The 1,725-nt window shown below is 63.1% G+C and carries 2 protein-coding genes; both read right to left on the bottom strand.

What is annotated here, in order from left to right:
• A partial coding sequence (locus E5W70_RS29005) for a Gfo/Idh/MocA family oxidoreductase (RefSeq protein ID WP_292664726.1) occupies positions 1–826 on the bottom strand: 826 nt, incomplete at its 3' end.
• Positions 827–838: 12 nt separating this feature from the next.
• A complete protein-coding gene (locus tag E5W70_RS29000) occupies positions 839–1,585 on the bottom strand; it encodes a sugar phosphate isomerase/epimerase (RefSeq protein ID WP_292664725.1) in 747 nt (248 codons plus the stop codon).
• Positions 1,586–1,725: the final 140 nt, after the last annotated feature.

Raw genomic sequence — 1,725 nt, 5'->3', positions numbered from 1 at the left:
CCTCGCCGCCGAAGAAGTTCGGATCCGGCACGAACACCGTGCCCGCCTCGCCATAGAGCTCCATCGGCGCGTGGCCGTGGCTCCAGACATCCCAACTGGTGTTGAGCGTCACCACGGCGCCGTTCTCGAATTCCAGCACGCCGTGGATCGTCGTTGGCGTGGAGACCGGGATCTTTTCGCCGGCGCGCGGCTTCGAGCTGATGATGCGTTCCGTCATCGGGATCGAAGCAAAAGCCGCGACCTGCTTCACCGGCCCGATCAGCTGGATCAGGTTGGTGATGTAATAGGGTCCGATATCGAGCACCGGCCCGGCGCCCGGCTGGAAGAAGAAGTCCGGATTGGGGTGCCAGTGCTCCATGCCATGGCTCATCACATGACAGGTGCCGCTGGTGATCGTGCCGAGCCTGCCGGTGTCGATCAGGTCGCGGACAAGCTGGTGCGCGCCGCCGAGGAAGGTGTCCGGCGCCGAGCCGATGCGCAGCCCCTTGTTTTCCGCCCGTTTCTTCAGGTCGAGCCCTTCCTTGACCGACAGCACGAAGGGCTTCTCCGAATAGACGTGCTTGCCGGCGTCGAGGATCTGCTTCGACACCTCGTAATGCACCGCCGGAATGGTCAGGTTGACGATGATGTCGATATCGTCGGCCTTGAGCAGCCCCTCGACGGTTTCGGCGCGCAGTTTGAACTCTTTTGCCCGCGCTTTCGCCGCTTCCATGTTGATGTCGGCGCAGGCGCGCATCTCGATGCCGCGAAACAGCGGCGCCAGCGAGAAATACGCCTTCGAGATGTTGCCGCAGCCGATGACGCCGATGCCAAGTTTTGTTGCCATGCTGGTGTGCTCCTAATAGGTCTTGGCAGCTGCGATCGAGCGGCGGGCGAAGCGCTCGATGTCGTTGGGGTTGTCCTGTTCCATGACGTAGTATTTTGCGGCGCTTTTGGCGCGCAGCGCCTTGATCAGGCCGGGCCAGTCGATGGTGCCGTGGCCGACGTCGGACCAGCCGTCCTCGTCGAGGCCCTCGCCCGGCTTGGCCAGGTCCTTGACGTGGACGGCGACGATGCGCTTGCCGTGCTTCTCGATCCAGGGCAGCGGATCGACGCCGCCGCGCACCACCCAGGCGACGTCCATCTCCCAGCCGATGTCGGGCGCCGAGGACAGGATATGGTCCTGCGGCACCGAGCCGTCGGCAAGCGCCTTGAACTCGAAATCATGATTGTGCCACGCAAAGCCATAGCCGGCCTTCTTGGCCGTCTCGCCGACCTTGGCCAGGCGTTCGCCGAAGCCGCGCCAGCCGGCTGCGTCGGCCGGCCTGAACTCGGCGTTCAGGAACGGGCAGATGAGCAGCGTGATGCCGAGCGCGTCGGCCGTCCTGCGCACGCCGTCGAAATCCTTCTCGAGCGCGTCGATCGAGAAATGCCCGGTCGGCATGGCAAGGCCGTTCTTGTCGAGCTCGGCACGGAACGCCTTGGGATCGTCATAGACACCGCCGAACCCTTCGACTTGGCTGTAACCAAGCTCGCCCAGCATTTTGAGCACGCCCTCCCAAGGCTGGAAATTGCGGGCGCTGTAAAGTTGGAATGACCAGTTCATCGTCTCTGTCCGTTTTCTAGTGGATGGTTAGTTTTGGGGGGATGAGAGTCTTGGGGGATGAGTCTTGGGGGGAATGGAAGAGTCTTGGGGGGCTAAATCATGCTCTAGAGGCGGCTGCCGGTGGCGGCGTCGAAAAGCGA

Origin of the sequence: Mesorhizobium sp. (genome assembly GCF_005063415.1) — a bacterium.
Taxonomy (GTDB): Bacteria; Pseudomonadota; Alphaproteobacteria; order Rhizobiales; family Rhizobiaceae; genus Mesorhizobium.
The sequence above is the reverse complement of the archived record's forward strand: the minus strand, read 5'-3'. Positions and strand labels throughout refer to the sequence as shown.